The organism is Flavobacterium sp. 28YEA47A, assembly GCF_041262125.1.
Lineage (GTDB): Bacteria > Bacteroidota > Bacteroidia > Flavobacteriales > Flavobacteriaceae > Flavobacterium.
This window is the reverse complement of record NZ_JBGCCI010000003.1, coordinates 55,174-74,121: the sequence shown is the minus strand read 5'-3', so window position 1 is coordinate 74,121 and position 18,948 is coordinate 55,174. Positions and strand designations below refer to the sequence as shown.

Annotated in this window: 20 protein-coding genes; 10 read left to right on the top strand and 10 right to left on the bottom strand. The window is 36.6% G+C overall.

Features of this window, described 5'->3' with window-relative positions:
- Nucleotides 1–14 precede the first annotated feature (14 nt).
- The 4 genes from ABH942_RS04885 to ABH942_RS04870 are packed head-to-tail and all read left to right on the top strand — an operon-like array spanning nucleotide 15 to nucleotide 2,630.
- Nucleotides 15–1,178, top strand: a complete 1,164-nt coding sequence (locus tag ABH942_RS04885; protein WP_370029859.1) for a sigma-54-dependent transcriptional regulator — start codon at nucleotides 15–17, stop codon at nucleotides 1,176–1,178.
- A gap of 42 nt (nucleotides 1,179–1,220) precedes the next feature.
- Nucleotides 1,221–1,856 carry a DEAD/DEAH box helicase gene (locus tag ABH942_RS04880; protein WP_370029858.1) on the top strand — a complete coding sequence of 212 codons (636 nt, stop codon included), beginning with the start codon at nucleotides 1,221–1,223 and terminating at the stop codon, nucleotides 1,854–1,856.
- 21 nt (nucleotides 1,857–1,877) lie between these two features.
- A complete protein-coding gene (locus ABH942_RS04875; protein ID WP_140002834.1) occupies nucleotides 1,878–2,093 on the top strand; it encodes a putative signal transducing protein in 216 nt (71 codons plus the stop codon).
- 12 nt (nucleotides 2,094–2,105) lie between these two features.
- Nucleotides 2,106–2,630: a GNAT family N-acetyltransferase gene (locus ABH942_RS04870; RefSeq protein ID WP_370029856.1), complete on the top strand. Its 525-nt coding sequence runs from the start codon at nucleotides 2,106–2,108 to the stop codon at nucleotides 2,628–2,630.
- Here the strand turns inward: ABH942_RS04870 and ABH942_RS04865 are convergent, their stop codons facing one another.
- Nucleotides 2,631–3,743 (bottom strand): AI-2E family transporter, encoded by a 1,113-nt coding sequence (locus tag ABH942_RS04865; RefSeq protein ID WP_370029855.1) that lies wholly within the window; start codon nucleotides 3,741–3,743, stop codon nucleotides 2,631–2,633.
- 156 nt (nucleotides 3,744–3,899) lie between these two features.
- On the opposite strand from ABH942_RS04865, the gene ABH942_RS04860 reads away from it, so the two are divergent.
- Both ABH942_RS04860 and ABH942_RS04855 read left to right on the top strand, forming a co-directional pair.
- Nucleotides 3,900–5,534 carry an ABC-F family ATP-binding cassette domain-containing protein gene (locus tag ABH942_RS04860; RefSeq protein WP_370029854.1) on the top strand — a complete coding sequence of 545 codons (1,635 nt, stop codon included), beginning with the start codon at nucleotides 3,900–3,902 and terminating at the stop codon, nucleotides 5,532–5,534.
- Between the two features lie 51 nt (nucleotides 5,535–5,585).
- Nucleotides 5,586–6,668 (top strand): ATP-binding protein, encoded by a 1,083-nt coding sequence (locus ABH942_RS04855; protein ID WP_370029853.1) that lies wholly within the window; start codon nucleotides 5,586–5,588, stop codon nucleotides 6,666–6,668.
- A 44-nt stretch (nucleotides 6,669–6,712) separates the two neighbouring features.
- Here ABH942_RS04855 and ABH942_RS04850 read toward each other — a convergent pair whose 3' ends face one another.
- From ABH942_RS04850 to ABH942_RS04835, 4 genes are all read right to left on the bottom strand, one after another.
- Nucleotides 6,713–7,072: a hypothetical protein gene (locus ABH942_RS04850; protein WP_370029851.1), complete on the bottom strand. Its 360-nt coding sequence runs from the start codon at nucleotides 7,070–7,072 to the stop codon at nucleotides 6,713–6,715.
- 6 nt (nucleotides 7,073–7,078) lie between these two features.
- The gene (locus tag ABH942_RS04845; protein ID WP_370029850.1) at nucleotides 7,079–9,841 is read right to left on the bottom strand and encodes a von Willebrand factor type A domain-containing protein; all 2,763 of its coding nucleotides are present in this window, start codon (nucleotides 9,839–9,841) and stop codon (nucleotides 7,079–7,081) included.
- 2 nt (nucleotides 9,842–9,843) lie between these two features.
- A complete protein-coding gene (locus ABH942_RS04840) occupies nucleotides 9,844–10,344 on the bottom strand; it encodes an RNA polymerase sigma factor (protein ID WP_370029849.1) in 501 nt (166 codons plus the stop codon).
- A 223-nt stretch (nucleotides 10,345–10,567) separates the two neighbouring features.
- Entirely contained in the window at nucleotides 10,568–11,413 is an 846-nt protein-coding gene (locus tag ABH942_RS04835; protein ID WP_370029848.1) for a hypothetical protein, read from the bottom strand.
- A 96-nt stretch (nucleotides 11,414–11,509) separates the two neighbouring features.
- Here ABH942_RS04835 and ABH942_RS04830 point away from each other — a divergent pair, with 96 nt between their 5' ends.
- Nucleotides 11,510–12,391, top strand: a complete 882-nt coding sequence (locus ABH942_RS04830) for a PPK2 family polyphosphate kinase (RefSeq protein WP_370029847.1) — start codon at nucleotides 11,510–11,512, stop codon at nucleotides 12,389–12,391.
- A gap of 43 nt (nucleotides 12,392–12,434) precedes the next feature.
- On the opposite strand, the gene ABH942_RS04825 is transcribed toward ABH942_RS04830, so the two are convergent.
- Nucleotides 12,435–12,980: a hypothetical protein gene (locus ABH942_RS04825; RefSeq protein ID WP_370029846.1), complete on the bottom strand. Its 546-nt coding sequence runs from the start codon at nucleotides 12,978–12,980 to the stop codon at nucleotides 12,435–12,437.
- Nucleotides 12,981–13,204: 224 nt separating this feature from the next.
- Here ABH942_RS04825 and ABH942_RS04820 point away from each other — a divergent pair, with 224 nt between their 5' ends.
- Nucleotides 13,205–14,596, top strand: coding sequence for an MATE family efflux transporter (locus ABH942_RS04820; RefSeq protein ID WP_370029845.1), 1,392 nt, complete (start codon nucleotides 13,205–13,207; stop codon nucleotides 14,594–14,596).
- Nucleotides 14,597–14,629: 33 nt separating this feature from the next.
- The gene (locus ABH942_RS04815; protein ID WP_140002852.1) at nucleotides 14,630–14,857 is read left to right on the top strand and encodes a hypothetical protein; all 228 of its coding nucleotides are present in this window, start codon (nucleotides 14,630–14,632) and stop codon (nucleotides 14,855–14,857) included.
- Nucleotides 14,858–15,053: 196 nt separating this feature from the next.
- Here the strand turns inward: ABH942_RS04815 and meaB are convergent, their stop codons facing one another.
- The 3 genes from meaB to ABH942_RS04800 form a co-directional block, all read right to left on the bottom strand.
- Nucleotides 15,054–16,139: a methylmalonyl Co-A mutase-associated GTPase MeaB gene (gene meaB, locus ABH942_RS04810; RefSeq protein ID WP_370029844.1), complete on the bottom strand. Its 1,086-nt coding sequence runs from the start codon at nucleotides 16,137–16,139 to the stop codon at nucleotides 15,054–15,056.
- A 96-nt stretch (nucleotides 16,140–16,235) separates the two neighbouring features.
- Complete coding sequence (locus ABH942_RS04805; RefSeq protein ID WP_370029843.1) at nucleotides 16,236–16,883, bottom strand: NAD(P)-dependent oxidoreductase; 648 nt, start codon at nucleotides 16,881–16,883, stop codon at nucleotides 16,236–16,238.
- A 55-nt stretch (nucleotides 16,884–16,938) separates the two neighbouring features.
- Nucleotides 16,939–17,346, bottom strand: a complete 408-nt coding sequence (locus ABH942_RS04800; RefSeq protein ID WP_370029842.1) for an Rrf2 family transcriptional regulator — start codon at nucleotides 17,344–17,346, stop codon at nucleotides 16,939–16,941.
- A gap of 256 nt (nucleotides 17,347–17,602) precedes the next feature.
- On the opposite strand from ABH942_RS04800, the gene ABH942_RS04795 reads away from it, so the two are divergent.
- Entirely contained in the window at nucleotides 17,603–18,364 is a 762-nt protein-coding gene (locus ABH942_RS04795; protein WP_370029841.1) for an AEC family transporter, read from the top strand.
- On the opposite strand, the gene ABH942_RS04790 is transcribed toward ABH942_RS04795, so the two are convergent.
- A complete protein-coding gene (locus ABH942_RS04790; protein WP_370029840.1) occupies nucleotides 18,355–18,648 on the bottom strand; it encodes a hypothetical protein in 294 nt (97 codons plus the stop codon). The genes ABH942_RS04795 and ABH942_RS04790 overlap by 10 nt on opposite strands.
- Between the last annotated feature and the right edge of the window lie 300 nt (nucleotides 18,649–18,948).

The following is an 18,948-nucleotide window of genomic DNA, read 5'->3' as shown; positions in this document are numbered from 1 at the left end:
GTAAAAAATAAAATATGCCCAAAATATTAGTTATAGAAGACGAGGCTGCAATCAGAAGAGTATTGACAAAAATTCTTTCAGAAGAAAATGACTCGTATGTTGTTGAAGAAGCCGAAGATGGCCAGCAAGGTCTTGATAAGATTAAAAATGACGATTACGATTTAGTGCTTTGCGATATCAAAATGCCTAAAATGGATGGCGTTGAAGTACTTGAAGCCGTTAAAAAAATCAAGCCGGAAATCCCGATGGTTATGATTTCAGGACATGGCGACTTGGAAACGGCTATCAATACAATGCGTCTCGGAGCTTTCGACTATATTTCAAAACCACCGGATTTGAACAGGCTTCTGAATACCGTTCGCAATGCGTTGGATAGAAAAAAACTTGTGGTTGAAAATAAAATACTGAAGAAAAAGGTCAGCAAAAATTATGAAATGATAGGTGATAGCGAAGCCATCAACCATATCAAACAGATTATTGAAAAAGTTGCCCAGACTGATGCAAGAGTTCTGATTACGGGGCCTAATGGAACCGGAAAAGAACTGGTCGCGCACCAGCTTCACGAAAGAAGCGAGCGTTCTGCGGCACCTTTGATAGAAGTAAATTGTGCTGCAATTCCTTCTGAATTGATTGAAAGCGAATTATTCGGTCATGTCAAAGGAGCTTTTACTTCTGCTGTAAAAGACAGGGCTGGGAAGTTTGAAGCGGCTGATAAAGGAACCATTTTTCTTGATGAAATTGGTGATATGAGCCTTTCTGCCCAAGCCAAAGTATTGCGTGCTTTGCAGGAAAACATCATAACAAGAGTAGGTGCTGATAAAGATATCAAAGTAGATGTTAGGGTAGTTGCCGCTACTAACAAAGACTTGAAAAAAGAAATCGAAGAAGGCCGTTTCCGAGAGGATTTATATCACAGATTGGCAGTTATTTTGATTAAAGTTCCGGCGTTAAACGACAGACGTGATGACATCCCTTTACTGATACGTCACTTTACCGAAAAAATTGCCACTGAGCAAGGAAATGTACCAAAACAGTTTTCTGATGAAGCGATTGCTCTTTTGAAAGAATACGATTGGACAGGAAACATACGAGAATTAAGAAACGTGGTTGAGCGCTTAATCATCCTGGGAGGAAACGAAATTTCCGAAACTGATGTAAAGCTTTTTGCCAGCAAATAAAAGGCTTCCCTGAAAAACAGCTCAGGGAGTTATACGATTAAAATGAAACTGAAAAAAATAAACGAAAACCTTCAACGAGCTTTGGTCGAAAACGGCCTTGTTGAAGCCAACGAAATGCAACAGGAGACTTTTTCAACCATAAAAAGTGGTGCAGATTGCGTAATCATTGCCCCGGCAAAATCTGGGAAAACCACAACATTGGTGCTTAACGTGATCCAAAGGCTTGAAAAAGCATTTGAAGAATCGCCAAGAGCCCTGATTGTTGTTGAGAGCAAAGAGAAAATGATAGAAATGAAGCAGCTTTTCGAAAAGTTTGGAAACTATACAGATCTTAGAGTGTATGGCGTTCACGATAAAGGCGATATAGATTTCGATAAAAACCATATTTCTCTGGGAATCGATGTTTTGATTGGAACACCAAACCGATTGAGTGATATGTTTTCATCGGCAGGATTTGATGTTAACCGTTTGAAAATGTTTATCATTGAAGATACTGACGATCTGCTGCGATTGCGTTTTGATACCAAACTGGCAAGAATTTCGGAATCGATGGGTAAGACACAAAGGATTTTCTTTTCTGAAAATATCACGGAAAGAGTGGAATTCTTTGCAGACAGAATTATGGTTGAGCCTCTGTTTTTTGAGATGGATGACATAGAGGAAGAAGAAACAGAATAAATAACTAAAAAAAATAAAGAAATGGGACTAATGAAAGTATTCTCGGGTAGTGAGGTTATGGCAATAGCTTTAAAAACAAAATTAGAAGAAGCAGGGATTGAGACGCTTATGAGAAATAACAACCAGTCTGCAATTGTCTTAGGAACTGGCGGCAGTATTGCTGTTGAAATTTTTATCGATGAATCGAAATATGGAAAAGCCGATCCGATAATTACAGATTTCAAAATGAATCTTTAAAAAAATGGGCCTATGAGAACTTCTTTCGAAACCGAAAGATTATTGTTGCGTGAGCTGCAGCCTTCTGATGATACAGGTATGTTTGAATTGGATTCTAATCCGGCTGTACATACGTATCTTGGAAAGAATCCGGTTACTGATATTGAGCAAGTTCGTGAAGCCATTACAAATATCCGACAGCAATATCTTGAAAATGGGATAGGTCGCTGGGCAGTAATTTTAAAAGAGACAGGCGAATTTATTGGTTGGTCTGGATTAAAAAAAAATAAGAATGTGAACGGACATGATACCTATTACGATTTAGGTTACCGTTTTATAGAAAAACATTGGGGAAAAGGATATGCCTATGAAACAGCAAAGGCTTTTGTTGATTTTGGCTTTAACGAAATGAAGCTGGAAAAAATCAATGCTTATGCTGATTTTGACAATTTCGCCTCCCGAAAAGTTCTTGAAAAAGCAGGAATGCATTTTGTGAATTTCTTTGATGATGAAGGCATTCAACAAGCCTGGTATGAAATAAAAAACCCGAATAGCTAACTATTCGGGTTCTTCCATTTTTTCAATGATGGCTTTTTCGGTTTCCGTAACGGGAACTTTCGGGGCACTGTCGTCTTCACCTAGAACATAGCCCCACGGTTTTAGTCCGTCAATCCGGTCAAAAATTACTTTAAAAATAGCAATAATAGGAATAGATAAAAACATTCCTTTAATACCCCAGATTAATTCTCCTAAAACCAATCCAAGTAGCGCAGTAAGCGTATTTATCTTTACTTTAGAACCTACAATCTTAGGCATGACATAATTACTGTCAATCAAATGAATCAGAAAGACGCTGAAAATAACCAGCAGTACCGACGTAGAATTCATTGTTGTAAAAGTCAACAAGACAGTAAGGATGAGCGAAGTCAATATACCGATATACGGAATAATATTAAAAATTCCTGTAATTAGCCCCAGTAAGAAAGCATATTTTATTCCTATAATTTCGAAAGTGGTGCAGGCTAGTACTGATACAATAAGCATTTGGAGAAAAAGCCCGACTATATATTTCTTGACAATATATTGTATGTTGAAAACCACATCATATACAATAGAAGAATGTTCTTCTCTGAATAGCGAAACTAAAAAATTAAGTAGCAGTCTGCGGTGAAGCAATATAAAAAAGGTATATAAAAATATAAATACCAGAAAAAGCATAACCGACGAAACCGATAACAAAGTCTGGCCTAATATAGAAGTTCCTTTACTTAAAGCCTCAGTGGTAGCTGAATTGATATAACTGATCTGTTCGTGATTGTCAATATTAAAAGTGTTTGAAACCCAATCCTGTAAGGTTGTTGAAGTAGCCAATAATTGCTCTTTAAAGGCGGGCAGGTCATTAGTCAGGTCGCTCAATTGGTTCAAAAGCAGATAGGCTATAGACGTAATGGTAAGAACTAAAGCCAACAATACGGTAGCCGATGATAACGAACGCGGAAACTTCCAACGCTTTTCTAAAAAATTAGCAAACGGAAGCAGCAATAATGAAAACAGAAAGGCAAAAATTAGCGGTGCCAGCAGCGTTTCTCCTATAATAGCAAGATAGAACACGCAGATAATGGAAACCAGAACATGGGCTAGTCGCGTATAAAAAGGTGTAATTTTAGACATTAGTAAAATCTTTACCATAAATATAAGTCAATTAATTTTGAATTCTCTACTAGGATTAGCAGTTTTTTCAGATTGCCTAATTCCTTAATTGCGTTATCTTTGCACCTTCAAAAATTAGGGAAGCCCAATTTTACAATCAATTTCATAGCAAATCAGATGATTACAGTAAACGATATTTCAGTACAGTTTGGAGGAACCACGCTTTTTAGTGATGTCACTTTTTCCATAAATGAAAACGACAAGATAGCCCTTATGGGTAAAAATGGAGCCGGAAAATCGACGCTTCTAAAAATAATAGCAGGTCAAAACAAACCGTCTGGTGGGAATATTTCTGCTCCAAAAGAAGCTGTAATCGCCTATTTACCACAGCATTTATTGACGAAAGATGGATCTACGGTAATGGAAGAAGCCTCAAAAGCATTCAGTGAAATTTTCAAAATGAAGGCTGAGATTGATGAACTGAACGAACAATTGACTGTCCGTACAGATTATGAATCTGACGACTATATGAAATTGATTGAAAGAGTTTCTGACCTGAGCGAGAAGTTTTATGCGATTGAAGAAGTAAATTATGAAGCAGAAGTCGAGAAAATCTTGATGGGATTAGGTTTCGTAAGAGAAGATTTTTCACGCCAAACTTCTGAGTTTTCCGGAGGTTGGAGAATGCGTATCGAATTGGCAAAAATCCTTTTGCAGAAACCCGACCTGATTCTTTTGGATGAGCCTACTAACCACATGGATATCGAATCTATTCAATGGTTGGAGGATTTCTTGATTAATTCGGCTAAAGCTGTTGTCGTTATTTCTCACGATAGGGCTTTTGTCGACAACATCACGAACCGTACGATTGAGGTAACAATGGGTAGGATTTACGACTACAAAGCCAAATATTCGCACTATCTGGAATTAAGAAAAGACAGAAGAATACACCAGCAAAAAGCCTATGACGAGCAGCAAAAAATGATTGCTGACAACCAGGCTTTTATAGATCGTTTTAGAGGAACTTTTTCTAAAACGGACGCCGTACAATCACGTGTTAAAATGCTTGAAAAATTGGTTATTGTACAGGTTGATGAGGTGGATACATCTGCATTAAAACTGAAATTTCCACCAGCAGCCCGTTCCGGAAATTATCCTGTGGTTGTAAAAGATTTATCCAAATCTTATGGCGACCACGTAGTTTTCAAAGATGCTAATATCGTAATTGAAAGAGGACAGAAGGTAGCTTTCGTTGGAAAAAACGGAGAAGGAAAATCGACGATGATTAAGGCTATCATGAAAGAAATTGGAATTGATAGTGGTTCTGTAGAAATAGGTCACAATGCACAAATTGGTTATTTTGCCCAAAATCAGGCTTCTTTATTAGATGAAAATGCTACGATTTTTGAGACTATCGATAATATCGCAGTTGGAGAAGTTAGAACACAAATTAAAAATATCCTGGGAGCATTTATGTTTCACGGAGATGATACTACTAAAAAGGTAAAGGTGCTTTCTGGCGGTGAAAAAACACGTCTGGCAATGATTAAATTGTTGCTTGAGCCTGTAAATTTGCTGATTCTGGATGAGCCTTCAAACCACCTTGATATGAAAACAAAAGACATCATCAAAGACGCACTTCGTGATTTTGATGGAACCTTGATTTTAGTTTCCCACGACCGTGATTTCTTGGATGGTTTGGCGACAAAAGTTTTCGAATTCGGAAACAAGCGTGTAAAAGAGCACTTTGAAGACATCAAAGGTTTCTTGGAACATAAAAAAATGGACAGCCTGCGCGAGATCGAGAAATAATTTCTGATTGATGTAATTTAATGATTAAATTGCTTACAAAATCAGAAATATATGATTCCTGACGAAATAAATCGTTTAAGAAATTCAAGGATAGAATTGCAAGGTGTTGCTGACTTCTTGCCTTATCCATTTATTATTGCTGAGGTTATAGATAATCAACATCTCAATACCTACTTAAACGAAAAATTTCTGGAAGAAATTGGATACACGCTTGATGAGATTCCAACTATTGAAGCATGGTATTCTAAAGCCTATCCAAATGACGATTATAGAGATAAAGTCATTTCTACATGGGATCAGGAAGAAATCTTGTCCCAGCAGGAAGGCAAAGTTTTTGTCAAAAGCAAATCACACGTAACCTGCAAAAATGGGTCGATCAGATGGTATGAAGTGAAGGCTTGCGTTATCAATAAGATCCATGTGGTTGCCTTTATTGACTTGGATAAGGAAATCCATTTTCAGGAAGAATTAAAAAACATCAACAAGAATAACGACCGGATGCTGTCTATTTTAGGACACGATTTGAGAAGTCCGGTTGCCAATCTGATGTCGATATCGTCTATGGCGGCAAACACTGAAATTTCGACTGATGAGTTTGCATCCCTGATCAAAATGATTAATGAGCAGTCCAAACAAGTATTGGAATTGTTAGACAATACACTCAATTGGGCGAAGCTGAATTTCAATACGATAAAATTGAACCTTGTTGAAATTGACTTTCGGGTAGTGATAGCAAATATTCTGGAAATCTATAAATCATCTTATGAAGGCAAGAATATCAGCATTACTATTGCTGTTGATGACCTTAAAATAAGTTCGGATATTGAAATCGTAACCATAATTATTAGAAACCTCATTTCGAATGCCATTAAGTTTACGCCTCAGAATGGTACTATTGCTATCGAATCTTTTGGTAATAATTTAAGTGTCAGGGACAATGGAATAGGAAAGTCTGAAGCGATGATTAATGATATACTGCAAAACAGTAATTCATCGCGAAGAGGAACAAACAACGAACAAGGAACAGGAGTTGGCTTGCAGTTGGTTGTGAATTTGGCCGAAAAAATAAACTGCGAATTAGCTATTCTAAGTGAAGAATCAAAAGGCACGGAAATACGCCTGAAATTTCAATAAATAAAAAAAACCGATAGTCTTAGGCTATCGGTTTTTGATTTTTGCTACTTTATACCAAAAGCATTGGTGTTTAATTCTTTCTTCCAATCGTCTCCAAATTTACCGGATAAATAGGCAAATACGTGATGGTTGTACATTCTATAATAGTCAAAATCTTTTGTTGCTACACAACCGGAATCATGATAATTGACTCCATATTTTTTTTGGAATACTAGATCTTCGTTTTTGATTACGGAAACAATTCCTCCCCGAAGATAAATAGTGATTTTATTGCCTTTAAGGTCATTTTCAAAGTTTGTTTTGGCAGACATGGCAAGATATTTAGTGCATCCAACTTCATTTTGAGTTTGGCCAAATGCAAATGATGAAATCAATAGTACGATTATATAAATATACTTTTTCATGTTTCTTTATTTTGCACTTTCTACTAATCGGATAAACTCTGCTTTATAGCCATCTTCATCATGAGATAAACCTTCTTTTGCTAGTTTCTTGATGTCTTTTGAAGATTTGTTCGGGATTAGCTTTGAATCTCTCAGTTTTAATCCAAACCATGCAACTGCGGCAGAAAATTTAAAATCATCAGAAGTGCTGTTCAATGGAATTGACCTGTTCTCAACAACATTTACCAGTTCGATACTTTTATCACCATCTGGTTTTTTATATCGAAATTTTATAGTAGCCAATTCATCATTATAAACAGTTCCGTTTTCTTCCGTTTTTGTATACTTCAACTCCGGCATTTTATTAGAAAATTCACTTTCAACTCCGGTAGGAATAACTTCATATAAGGCCGTAACGGTGTGTCCGCTTCCTAATTCGCCGGCATCAACTGTATCATTAGTGAAATCTTCGGCTTTTAACTTTCTGCTTTCATAACCAATCAGGCGATACGATTGAACGTGTTTTGGATTGAATTCGATCTGGATTTTTACATCTTTTGCAATAGCGAACAGAGTGCCTTTGAATTCCTTTCCTAAAAAGCGGTTAGCTTCCTGTATATTGTCGATATAGGCATAGTTGCCATTTCCTTTATTGGCTAGAATCTGCATTTTGCTATCCTTATAATTCCCCATGCCATAACCCAGACAGGTCAGGAAAACACCCGATTTTCTTTTTTCTTCTATAAGGGTTTCCATGTCTGCATTAGATGATTTCCCTACATTAAAGTCGCCATCGGTTGCCAAAAGAACCCGATTATTTCCATTTTTGATAAAATTTTCCTGAGCGATCTTATACGCCAGTTCAATTCCTTCGCCGCCTGCGGTGCTTCCTCCCGCACTTAATTTTTCTATGGCATCAAGAATAGCTTTTTTATCGTTTCCAGAAGTAGGAGGCAAGACCATTCCGGCAGCTCCGGCATATACTACAATAGAAACCTTATCTTCTTTTCTGAGTTCCTCAATCAGAATTTTCATTGACTGTTTTAGCAATGGCAATTTGTTGTCCTCGTCCATTGAACCTGAAACATCAATCAAAAAGACCAGATTGGAAGCCGGCAGTTTTTCTGTCGGGATAATTTTTCCCTGCAATCCGATTTTCAATAATTTATGTTTTGGATTCCATGGGGCATCGCTGTATTCTGTTTGTATAGAAAACGGATTATCTCCCTTTGGCTGCGGATAGTTGTATTTGAAGAAATTAACCATTTCTTCTACACGAACTGCATCCTTTGGTACTTCCTGGCCGTTATTTATAAATCGGCGTATGTTGGTATATGAAGCATTATCCACATCAATCGAAAAAGTAGAAAGCGGATTATTTTTAGGACTTTCAAACGGATTTTCTACAAACGGATTATAGTCTTCTGTATGTTCATTTATTTTATAAACTTCGGTGTTTTTCTTTTGCTTTAATTCCCTGAATCTTTTTCTCAACTCTCTTTTAGAAAGTTTAGTTTTAACTACAATTACTCCATTAGCACCACTGCTGCCATAAATTGCTGTTGCCGAAGCATCTTTTAAAACAGTAATTTCTTTGATTTCGTTCTGATTGATACTTTTGAAACCTTCTTCATCCACGGGCATGCCATCAACAATATACAACGGCTCATTAGTACCATTGACTGCTCCAACACATCTAAGAACAATAGTTGAGTTTTCGCCAGGCTGCCCACTTCCTGTAGCTATATTCAAACCTGTAGTTGCTCCTTGTAACGATTGATAGATAGCATTGTTATTAGTATCACCATTTCTAGAAGTCCTGTTATCTGAAGTGTTAGCCACATATCCATCATTAGAAGAATTTGGTGAAGCCAATGCCGCTTCTTTTTTCGATTTGCGTTTTGATTTAAGAGCCTTTTCATCAGCTACAGATACTGAAGCTGATTCTCTCTGTCTTTTTCTATATGTATATCCAGTTACTATTACCTCATTGAGCGTTCCGGATTCTTCTGATAAGGCAATATCCAGTTTGGAATTGTCTTTAACGGGTGCAACTTTTGATTGATAACCTATATAAGAAAAAGCTAGCTGTTCGTTTGGATTAACCGCTATGCTATATTTTCCGTCAAAATCAGTCTGCGTGCCACGGGTTGTTCCTTTGACAACTACATTCACGCCTGGCAATGGCAATTGTTGATTATCGACAACAATTCCGGTAATAATTTTTCCTTTTGTAACCGGATCAATTTTGGTTTCGGTAACAGTAATTTGAGCTTCTTTAAGTATTTCTTCTTTTGGTTGGGCTTGGGCTATTTCGGCAGTCTTTGCTGAAATTTTACTTAGGGCTTCTTCTCTAAACTTGTTCTCACCAGGGTCCTCACTAATCGCCACAGCATCATCTGTTTTTATACTGACAGCCTTACTTTTGATAATTTTAGATGTTGTAGTCTCTGTCTTTTCAGGTTTTGTAGTAACATCAGAATTATCAACAATGACTTCTTTTTCAGAATTGGAAATTGTATTTTCTTTTTCCTGGGTTACTATAGGATTTTTTGGCGTATCGATTGTGTTTTCGTCTGTTTTTAGAAATTGGTATCCTAAAGAAAAGAACAAAAGAAGTGAAGCAGCAATCCCAATTTTTTTCCAGAGCGCTATTGTTCTTTTATCGTCTTTTTTATCCAGCTTTTCTTCAACACGAGCCCAGACTTTTTCCATAGCAGGAAAGTCTTTCGTTTCAGCCTTTTTGGAGGCGTCTTTGAATTGTTCGAATATTTTATCTTGATTTTCCATCACTATTTTGCTTTTTGATAATAAAGGTTATTGACCAGTTCTTTTAGTTTGGTCTTCGAGACATTCAGTTGTGATTTAGACGTTCCTTCTGAAATATCAAGCATCTTGGCAATCTCTTTATGAGAATAGCCCTCAATGGCAAAAAGGTTAAAAATGGTTCGGCATCCTTCGGGAATAAAATTCAGCAGGTTGAGCAGATCTTCTTCCTCTAGATCGGTCGCGTGATTTGTAATCGGCTGTGAAATGATTTTCACGTCGTCAAGATACATGTTGAAGTTGATGTTTTTCTTGAGCGACAGTAAGCATTGATTGACCGCAATCTTTCTGGCCCAGGCTTCAAAAGCCCGAACTTCCTTCAATTGATCGATTTTCGTAAAAATAGTGTAGAAAGCATCGGCCAACGCTTCTTCTATTTCTTCCTCTTTCTTTAGGTACCGCTTGCAAGTCCGGTACAGCTTAGGAGCCAAAAGCTCATACACCTGACGCTGTGCGTCCCGTTGCATTTTTTTGCAGGCTGTAATTAGTTTTTCGTCTATCACAATAAATGTCTTTCCTGTATAGAGAGAGAAAATGATAAAAAGGTTGGGATGAAGGGAAAAAAATTAAGATTTTAGATTTTTGATTTCGGATTTCAGTTTGGGCATAAATCAAAAATCTTACATCATAAATTTAGGTTTCAGCTAGGTATAAATCAAAAATCCCAAATCAAAAATCCAAAATCTCAAATCATTTATCAAGTGTGAGTTTATATATGTCCGATTTCAAGTCGTCGTTGTCTTTGTCTTCGCAAAGCAAAAATTCGATTGTCTTTTCGTTTTCCTTGTAAACCGTAAGTCCTTCAAATTTATGCGTATCGGTTATCTTTTGGGTAAAATCAATTTTCATTTTTTCGATGTCCAGTCTGCCGATAAACGTTCCAAGAACCGCTCCGTCATCATAGGTTGATTTGGTGTTTTCGACAGTCGCTAAAAAGTAAATTTTTCCATCAATGCGAACGGCATCTGTAAAAGAACTCTGGATTCCTTTTATTTTGGGCAGCTTATAGGAATTATACAAAACAGAAAAATCATCGGTCAGGTTATTTCCGCCAATGGTAAAAATTCCGTTTTTGCCAGAAGCGCCATTGCCTCGGTTAAAAAGAAACCAGTTTTCACCGTTATAAACAGCTCCTTCAATATTGAAATCTTCCGATTTTATATTTCCAAAACTTTGCATAACCAGATAAAGATCGGTCACATCTGTTTCTTTGATTATTTCTTTTTTATCCGCGTCAAAATGCACCATTTTGTTTCGGTTTTCTGTAGAGCCGGAACCAAAAATATAGCAGTCTTCTCCAAAGTCGGCAATGGCTTCGAAATCGGGTTTTTGGGCTTTTGGAATATTTTCTGTTGGGACGCCAGCTGCTGTTTCTATTATTTTATGGGATTCCAGTTTTTTGCTGTTAATATGGTATTCATAAAGTACGCTGCTATTGTCGGAAATTATAAAGAGAGAATTGTCTCTGAAAACCAATCCGGAAGCAGAACCGATTCCGATAATCTGAAATAATAATTCAAGCTGAAATTTTTGCATGGTATGTGTTTCTTTGTAGAAGTATTTAGAAATAAATTTACAGTTAGAACGCGAATTCTTAGGATAAATATATACATTTATGTAAAATAATATCCTATGAAAACGATAAATACCGACGATTTCAAAATTACAGGGCCAATAAAACTATCCGACCTGCCTACATTGATAGACCTAAAAGCTAAAAAAGACGAAGTAAAGGACGCTTTGAATGAAACGCGTGAGGCATTAAGCGATTTGCAGGATAAGATGTATGCCCATAACCGTTATAGTGTCTTGATTTGCCTTCAAGGAATGGATACTTCCGGTAAGGACAGCCTTATCCGTGAAGTTTTTAGGGAATTTAACCCAAGAGGAGTAGTGGTGCATAGTTTTAAAACACCTACTTCAACTGAATTGGAGCATGATTATTTGTGGAGGCATTATATTGCCTTGCCCGAAAAAGGAAAATTTGCGGTGTTTAACAGGACACATTATGAAAATGTTTTGGTTACGCGAGTTCATCCGGAATATATTTTAAATGAAAATCTGCCCGGAATAGAGAAGGTTGAAGATATTCCGAAGGATTTTTGGAAAAAGCGAATGAAGCAAATCGCCAATTTTGAAAGTCATATTGCTGAAAACGGAACTATTGTGTTGAAGTTTTTCCTGCATTTGAGCAAAGAAGAACAGAGACAACGCCTTTTAAGACGACTTGAAAAAGAAAAGCATAATTGGAAATTTTCGCCCGGTGACTTAAAAGAAAGAGGTTTCTGGCACGATTATCATCACTATTATGAAGAAGCTATTAATGCAACTTCTCAGGAAAAAGCACCCTGGTATGTAATACCTGCAGATGACAAGGATGCTTGCCGTTTACTTTTGGCAAAAGCAATTTGGGATGTGCTGTCAAAACACAAAGACATAAAATATCCTGAACTGGACGATAAAATCAAAGACAATATGTCGTTTTATAAAAACGAATTGAATAATGAGAAATAAAGAAAAAGCCTTGGGTTTTCCAAGGCTTTTTTTAGTATAAGAATTAAAGTCTAAATCCGTACGCCAGACGTAAAGCCAGCTGTCCGACTCCTTCTCCATTTTCTCTTGGAAAATCATTGTAATATTCATAACGAATACTGGCATCGAAATATTTGTTAGCGTAACCAATTCCTGGTGCTAACAGCAAGCTGGTTGTATTGTAATCGTTAGTTACAGGAATGGCGGCTCCTAGCTCACCAAGCACATAAAAACGATTTTCCCATACAAAAGCTTTGAAACCGGCTTTGGCAGGAATGAATCCTAAATCAGGAATGCCGTCTCCAATAAACAAATTGGTAAATCCGGTAGTAAACGTAATCGAATACCGTTGATTCAGGTCATACTGAATTCTGGCATCGGCACCTAATGAGAAATCATAAGGATTATCAAAAATTAAACCTCCATTAATTCCAAATCCTAAACGAAACCCTTGGTCATAATTTTCGGTAGCGCCAATTGCAGAAGTGGTTCCCTGGGCTGACATAGTGGCTGTCGTTAGAACCGTAAAGCAAAGTAAAAATAAGCCGGTGATTGATTTCAAATTTTTCATAGATCAGGTTTTTAAAAGTTATTACTATAAATTTAACAATAATAACGCCACTCCTCCAAATGTTAATTTTTAAAGTATTGTTAAAAGGTCAATAAGTTGATAAGGCTTTGATTGCAAGTGAATTGTTGTATTTGTGAAGTTTTGTGCAAAAAATTTAAATATTTTTAAAAGTGTGGAATTCATGGATATGGTGCTATCTTTGCCACACAATTTTCTACACAATCGTGAACTTACATCAATACACCAAAGAATTTTCATACAACCTGAAATTAGCCTATCCTATTATTCTGGGTATGCTTGGACATACACTAATTGGAATCGTCGACAATATCATGGTCGGCAAGCTGGGTGCTACAGAATTGGCAGCAGTTTCATTAGGAAATAGTTTTATTTATGTAGCTATATCGCTCGGTATTGGCTTTTCTACGGCCATAACTCCAATTATTGCACAAGCTGATGCAGAAAAAGATACCTTGAAAATCAGGTCTGCTTTTCATCATGGTTTGTTTTTATGTGCCATACTGGGCTTTACACTGTTTGGTGTAATTGTGCTCGCCAAACCATTGATGTATTATATGGGACAGCCGGAAGAAGTTATCGTCTTGGCGAAGCCTTATATTGATTGGGTTGCTTTTTCATTGATACCATTAGTTGTGTATCAGGGATATAAGCAATTTGCAGATGGACTTTCGATGACAAAATATTCTATGTATGCAATTATCATGGCCAATGTCGTACACGTCATATTAAACTATTTTCTGATATACGGAATCTGGATTTTTCCAAAAATGGGTATTATTGGCGCTGCTTTGGGAACAGTAATATCAAGGCTTATGATGCTTGCTTTTATGCACCTGATTTTGTCTAAGAATAAAAAACTAACAGCCTATTTTCAGAATTTTAGTTTCCAGGAAATCAAAAAGACTATGCTAAAGAAGATTGTGAGTTTAGGACTGCCTTCTGCTTTGCAGATGTTTTTTGAGGTTGCACTTTTTACATCAGCAATATGGCTTTCAGGTTCGTTGGGCAAAAACAGCCAGGCGGCTAATCAAATTGCATTAAGTCTGGCATCGGCTACATTTATGTTTGCGATGGGATTGAGTGTTACGGCAATGATTCGCGTGAGTAACCAAAAAGGACTGAAAGATTATAAAAAGCTGATTATTGTAGCCCGATCTATTTTTCTTCTGGCAATCATTATTGAAATCATTTTTGCGATCTGTTTCGTGCTTTTCCACCAATATCTGCCGCATTTATTCCTTAACATGGAGAAGAATGCTTTGGTTATAGATAATGAAGAAGTAATAGCCATAGCTTCGCAATTGCTTATTGTTGCTGCTGTGTTCCAGATCTCTGACGGACTTCAAGTAGTCGTGTTAGGAGCCTTGAGAGGGCTTCAGGATGTTAAAATTCCGATGTATATCACATTTGCGGCCTATTGGATTGTCGGGTTTCCGATTTCGTACTATTTAGGAAAGCATACCGAACTTAAGGCGACCGGAATCTGGATAGGTCTTTTGGCGGGTTTGACTGTTGCCGCAGTATTTTTGTATATTCGCTTTAATTATCTCACAAAAAAATCAATAAAAGATATAGCTGCCGAAACAGCAATCTAAAATCAAAAATCTGAAACCATAAATCCAAATAATATGGAATTACCAAAATTTTTATTAGGCGACAATACCGACTTTCCAGAAGATATATTTATTATCCATATGGATTACCCAAGATTTATTATCAATCTGAAAGATGATGAGGTTGAATTTCTGGAAGAAGCAGAAGACCTGGACGAAGGTGAATTAAATCAGGTGATGGAAGCATTGATTACGGAAGCAAATGAATTTTATGATAGGGAAGTAGGGAGATACGAGGAATAGTTTATAGTGGATAGTTTATAGTTTATAGTGGATTGGATAGTTAATAGTTTTGGGAACTTGATAAATATGTTTGGTTAAAAAATATAGTATAATAGCATCCAAAATCACAAATCCAAAATCACAAATCTAAAATCAGAGATCTACAATCCCAAATCCCAAATCCCAAATCTAAAATCTTAAATCAAAAATCTGCCATCTACCTAAAGTATTTTTCCAATAAAATAGAAGCGGCTGCAAACGGTGAAATTTCATTGTCATGCACCGCTTTTTTATTTTGCTCTAACAGGGTTTTTATTTCCGGATGCTCAAAAAAGTGATTTTTTAGCTGTTCGTTGATTGTTTCTAAGAGCCAATGTTGATTTTGGTCTTTTCTTCTTTCCAAAAAGTAACCGTTGTCTTTTGTTAGTATAAGATATTCTGAAATCATTTCCCAAACTTCGGCAATTCCGTCATGAGTAATGGCACTACAGGTGGTGACTTTAGGTTGCCATCCTGAGCTTTTTGGAGGGAAAAGGTGCAAAGCCCTATTAAATTCGGTTTTAGTCATTCTGGCCTTCTTGATGTTGTCACCGTCTGCTTTGTTGATGACTATAGCATCGGCCATTTCCATAATGCCTCGTTTGATTCCCTGAAGTTCGTCACCGGCTCCCGATATTTTCAAAAGCAAGAAAAAATCGACCATACTGTGAACAGCGGTTTCGCTTTGTCCCACGCCAACAGTTTCAATAATTATGGTGTCAAATCCGCAGGCTTCACATAAGATAATGGTTTCACGTGTTTTTCGGGCAACTCCGCCAAGGGTCTCTCCGGAAGCAGAAGGTCTGATGTAGGCATTTTCATCTTTGACCAATTCTTCCATACGGGTCTTATCGCCTAAGATACTTCCGTGTGAAATGGTACTGCTGGGATCGACAGCCAATACGGCTACTTTTTTGCCAGATGCCGTTAGAAAGCGGCCAAAGGCTTCAATAAAAGTACTTTTCCCAACACCCGGAACTCCTGTAATCCCAATTCGGACAGAATTATTGGAATAGGGAAGGCAGGCCTGGATGATTTCATTGGCTTTTTCAAGATGTTTAGGTTGGGTGCTTTCGACCAAAGTTATGGCGCGACTCAAGGAAATTTTATCTCCTTTTAAGATTCCATCAATTAATTCTTGCGATGAAGGTTGTTGCTTTCGCAATTGTATGATTTGGGCAACTGAATTTTTGCCAATGCTTTCGGGTTGGCTGATTCCTTCTTTTTCTTTTAGCGCAGATTTATGTGGACTGGATTTAGACACGATAGCGGTTTTGAGAAGTAAAAGTAATGAAAACAAAAACAGTTTCAAAAAGCCACTGCTTAAAGAAACTGTTTTTAGTTATTGAATTGTCTTTTATTAATAAGCAGCAGTAAATCGAACTTGGTGGTGTTTCGGGTTTTCAACTTCATCTGCGATAACTACAGCCAGGTCTTCTGCAGATATGATGCTTCTTTGATTTTCATCAAAAACAGGATTGTCCAAACCAAGACGGTACTTGCCGGTTCTTCCTGTAGTAATTCCCGGGTGCATTTCAAAAGCTGGACTGAAAAAAGCCCAATCCAGTTCTTTTTCTTTCTTTAGTATGTTCAGGTAATCCCTAGCTGCGCTTGCTCCAGCGTAATATTCTTTTGGAAAGTCAGGTGTATCTACAGCCTGTAGTCCCGGAGCTACGAACAAGCTCCCTGCTCCTCCAATAGTTATGAATCTTTTTACACCAGAAAGTTTCACCGCTTCCTGAATTGCTTTTGAGCCTGCAATAAAATCATCGTAGATGTTTGGGTTTGTCCATCCGGAATTATAGGCGCTCACAACTGCATCATGCCCTTTCAAGATTTGAGCGAGTTCTTGCGTATTGAATATATCCGCAGCCACATACTTCACATTTTGGATGTCAGTTTTTTTCTCACTTCTTGAAATTGCTGTTATTTCATGATGGCGGCTTGCCAGTTCAGCGGTAATTTTTGAGCCTACAAATCCAGTGGCTCCGATAATTGCGATTTTCATAGTTATGTCTATTTAAGAGTAATAAAAAATGTTACAGTTTTGGATAAAAAAATAGTTAGAACTTCCCTGAGAATTCAGTAAGAGAAATGTTGCTTAATTCTTTGCTAATCTTTTTATTGATTTCGTCATATAGTTCGTCCAGCTTATTATTGATGTTTTTTCCAACCGGACAATCCGGATTTGGGTCATTTTTGGAATAACCTAGAGTTACTTTTTCAAAAGTTATTTTGAAAATATCGTCAAGATTAATTTTTTCTGATGGCTTCAATAATTTAGTCCCGCCATTTTTTCCTTCTTTGCTTTCTACAATATTGTGTTTCTTTAGGTTTGCAATTTCTTTTCGAATCAAGACAGGGTGCAGGTTCATGCTGCCGGCTAAGAATTCAGACGAAAGATATTCATCCGGGAATTTAGACAGGAGTGTCAGGATATGGAGCGTAATTGCAAACTTGCCAGAAATCATACTGTAATAAAATATATTACAAATGTATGGCAGTTTTAATTCTTAACAAATATTTTGGCTTTTTTTTATGATTCTCGGTTAGCTGATAAATTGTAAGTAATACCGTAAATTTGCACTTTCAAATATGCCTCTGGGTATCGATTCAAATGTTGTCATTTGTGTCGGTAGGTAATTGCCTCTTTTCTCACCACTCAAAAAAAACAAAAGACGGAAAACAAATCTGCTAAAAAGCTTTCCGTAATTTGAAGTTATAAAAATGGATAGTATTATCTTATTGTTTTTGTGCCTGCTGATTGGATTTGCATTGCAAAGAACAAAGATTTTTCCGGCGAATTCGCATCAGGTATTGAACCAGTTCGTGATTTACATCTCACTGCCGGCTCTGGCCTTATTTTATATTCCTAAGATTGAAATCAGCTCCAAACTTTTGTTTCCTCTGGGTATAGCCTGGATCGGATTTTTACTTTCATTCCTGTTTTTTTCAGCGTTGGGAAGCTATTTCAAATGGTCGAGAAAGTTAGTTGGCTGTCTGGTTTTGATGGGTGGCTTAGGCAATACCGCTTTTGTTGGTTTTCCGGTAATTGAGGCATTATATGGCAAAGAAGGTATGGAAACTGCCATTATTGTTGATCAGCCTGGCACGTTTGTAGTCATGGCAACTTTGGGTATTATTGTAGCATCACTTTATTCAAGAGGTACTCCGAATCCTAAAGAGATTGTTTCAAAAATTGTACTTTTTCCTCCATTCCTGGCTTTTTTTGTAGCCATGCTGATGAATATTTTTAGTACAGATTTTACTGAAAGTCTCCAGTTGGTTTTCCAGCGATTGGGAAGTACTGTAACTCCAATAGCACTTGTAGCTGTCGGGTTGCAAATCAAAGTACAGGAAAAAAGCAGGCATTGGAATTTCCTGGCTTTGGGATTGTTTTTCAAACTGATGATTACTCCGGCATTTTTTTATGTCTTATATAAAATAATTTTTGGCATTAACATACAACTTTACACAAATTATAGTTGACCGTGTCTTTTTGCATCTAATATGCCTTGATAGTTTATTAATTCTGTCCAAATTCCTCCAAAATTTAAAAAATATAAAATTTGTTGTTTACCATCTATAATTTCATCTGGAACAGAACTGTATTTATTATAAAATGAAATAAATTCTTCTCTAAATCTATTATTAATAATATTAGGAAAATTTTCATTGTCCTTATTTTCATTAAAACAAACTTCAATTTCTTTCTTTAAAAGGTTAGATACTTTTTTTAGATCGGCTAAATTCTTTACTTTTTGATGGTTCATAATGTTGTTATTTTTTATTAACAAACATATGATATTTTTATCAATTAACAAGACAATTTCCGGGTTAATTCATGATGCATTCCATTGTGTAACAATTGATTACATTACAATTACCTATTATTACAAATTATTACACAGAACGACAAAACGGGAAATAACTTTTGGCGCCCGAAGGGCAAGCCAAAAAAGTTATTCTCGTTTTGGAGTATTCTATTTCAGCTAATCTTATATAATATTCTTCTATATTTGCAATAAGTAAAATATTGTAAAGCGTTAGCTTTTATTCTGTCATTATAAATC

Coding starts and splice junctions, on each gene's coding strand:
- ABH942_RS04885 (WP_370029859.1), top strand. CDS start 15: ATGCCCAAAATATTAGTTATAGAAGACGAGGCTGCAATCAGAAGAGTA.
- ABH942_RS04880 (WP_370029858.1), top strand. CDS start 1,221: ATGAAACTGAAAAAAATAAACGAAAACCTTCAACGAGCTTTGGTCGAA.
- ABH942_RS04875 (WP_140002834.1), top strand. CDS start 1,878: ATGGGACTAATGAAAGTATTCTCGGGTAGTGAGGTTATGGCAATAGCT.
- ABH942_RS04870 (WP_370029856.1), top strand. CDS start 2,106: ATGAGAACTTCTTTCGAAACCGAAAGATTATTGTTGCGTGAGCTGCAG.
- ABH942_RS04865 (WP_370029855.1), bottom strand. CDS start 3,743: ATGTCTAAAATTACACCTTTTTATACGCGACTAGCCCATGTTCTGGTT.
- ABH942_RS04860 (WP_370029854.1), top strand. CDS start 3,900: ATGATTACAGTAAACGATATTTCAGTACAGTTTGGAGGAACCACGCTT.
- ABH942_RS04855 (WP_370029853.1), top strand. CDS start 5,586: ATGATTCCTGACGAAATAAATCGTTTAAGAAATTCAAGGATAGAATTG.
- ABH942_RS04850 (WP_370029851.1), bottom strand. CDS start 7,072: ATGAAAAAGTATATTTATATAATCGTACTATTGATTTCATCATTTGCA.
- ABH942_RS04845 (WP_370029850.1), bottom strand. CDS start 9,841: ATGGAAAATCAAGATAAAATATTCGAACAATTCAAAGACGCCTCCAAA.
- ABH942_RS04840 (WP_370029849.1), bottom strand. CDS start 10,344: ATGCAACGGGACGCACAGCGTCAGGTGTATGAGCTTTTGGCTCCTAAG.
- ABH942_RS04835 (WP_370029848.1), bottom strand. CDS start 11,413: ATGCAAAAATTTCAGCTTGAATTATTATTTCAGATTATCGGAATCGGT.
- ABH942_RS04830 (WP_370029847.1), top strand. CDS start 11,510: ATGAAAACGATAAATACCGACGATTTCAAAATTACAGGGCCAATAAAA.
- ABH942_RS04825 (WP_370029846.1), bottom strand. CDS start 12,980: ATGAAAAATTTGAAATCAATCACCGGCTTATTTTTACTTTGCTTTACG.
- ABH942_RS04815 (WP_140002852.1), top strand. CDS start 14,630: ATGGAATTACCAAAATTTTTATTAGGCGACAATACCGACTTTCCAGAA.
- ABH942_RS04805 (WP_370029843.1), bottom strand. CDS start 16,883: ATGAAAATCGCAATTATCGGAGCCACTGGATTTGTAGGCTCAAAAATT.
- ABH942_RS04800 (WP_370029842.1), bottom strand. CDS start 17,346: ATGATTTCTGGCAAGTTTGCAATTACGCTCCATATCCTGACACTCCTG.
- ABH942_RS04795 (WP_370029841.1), top strand. CDS start 17,603: ATGGATAGTATTATCTTATTGTTTTTGTGCCTGCTGATTGGATTTGCA.
- ABH942_RS04790 (WP_370029840.1), bottom strand. CDS start 18,648: ATGAACCATCAAAAAGTAAAGAATTTAGCCGATCTAAAAAAAGTATCT.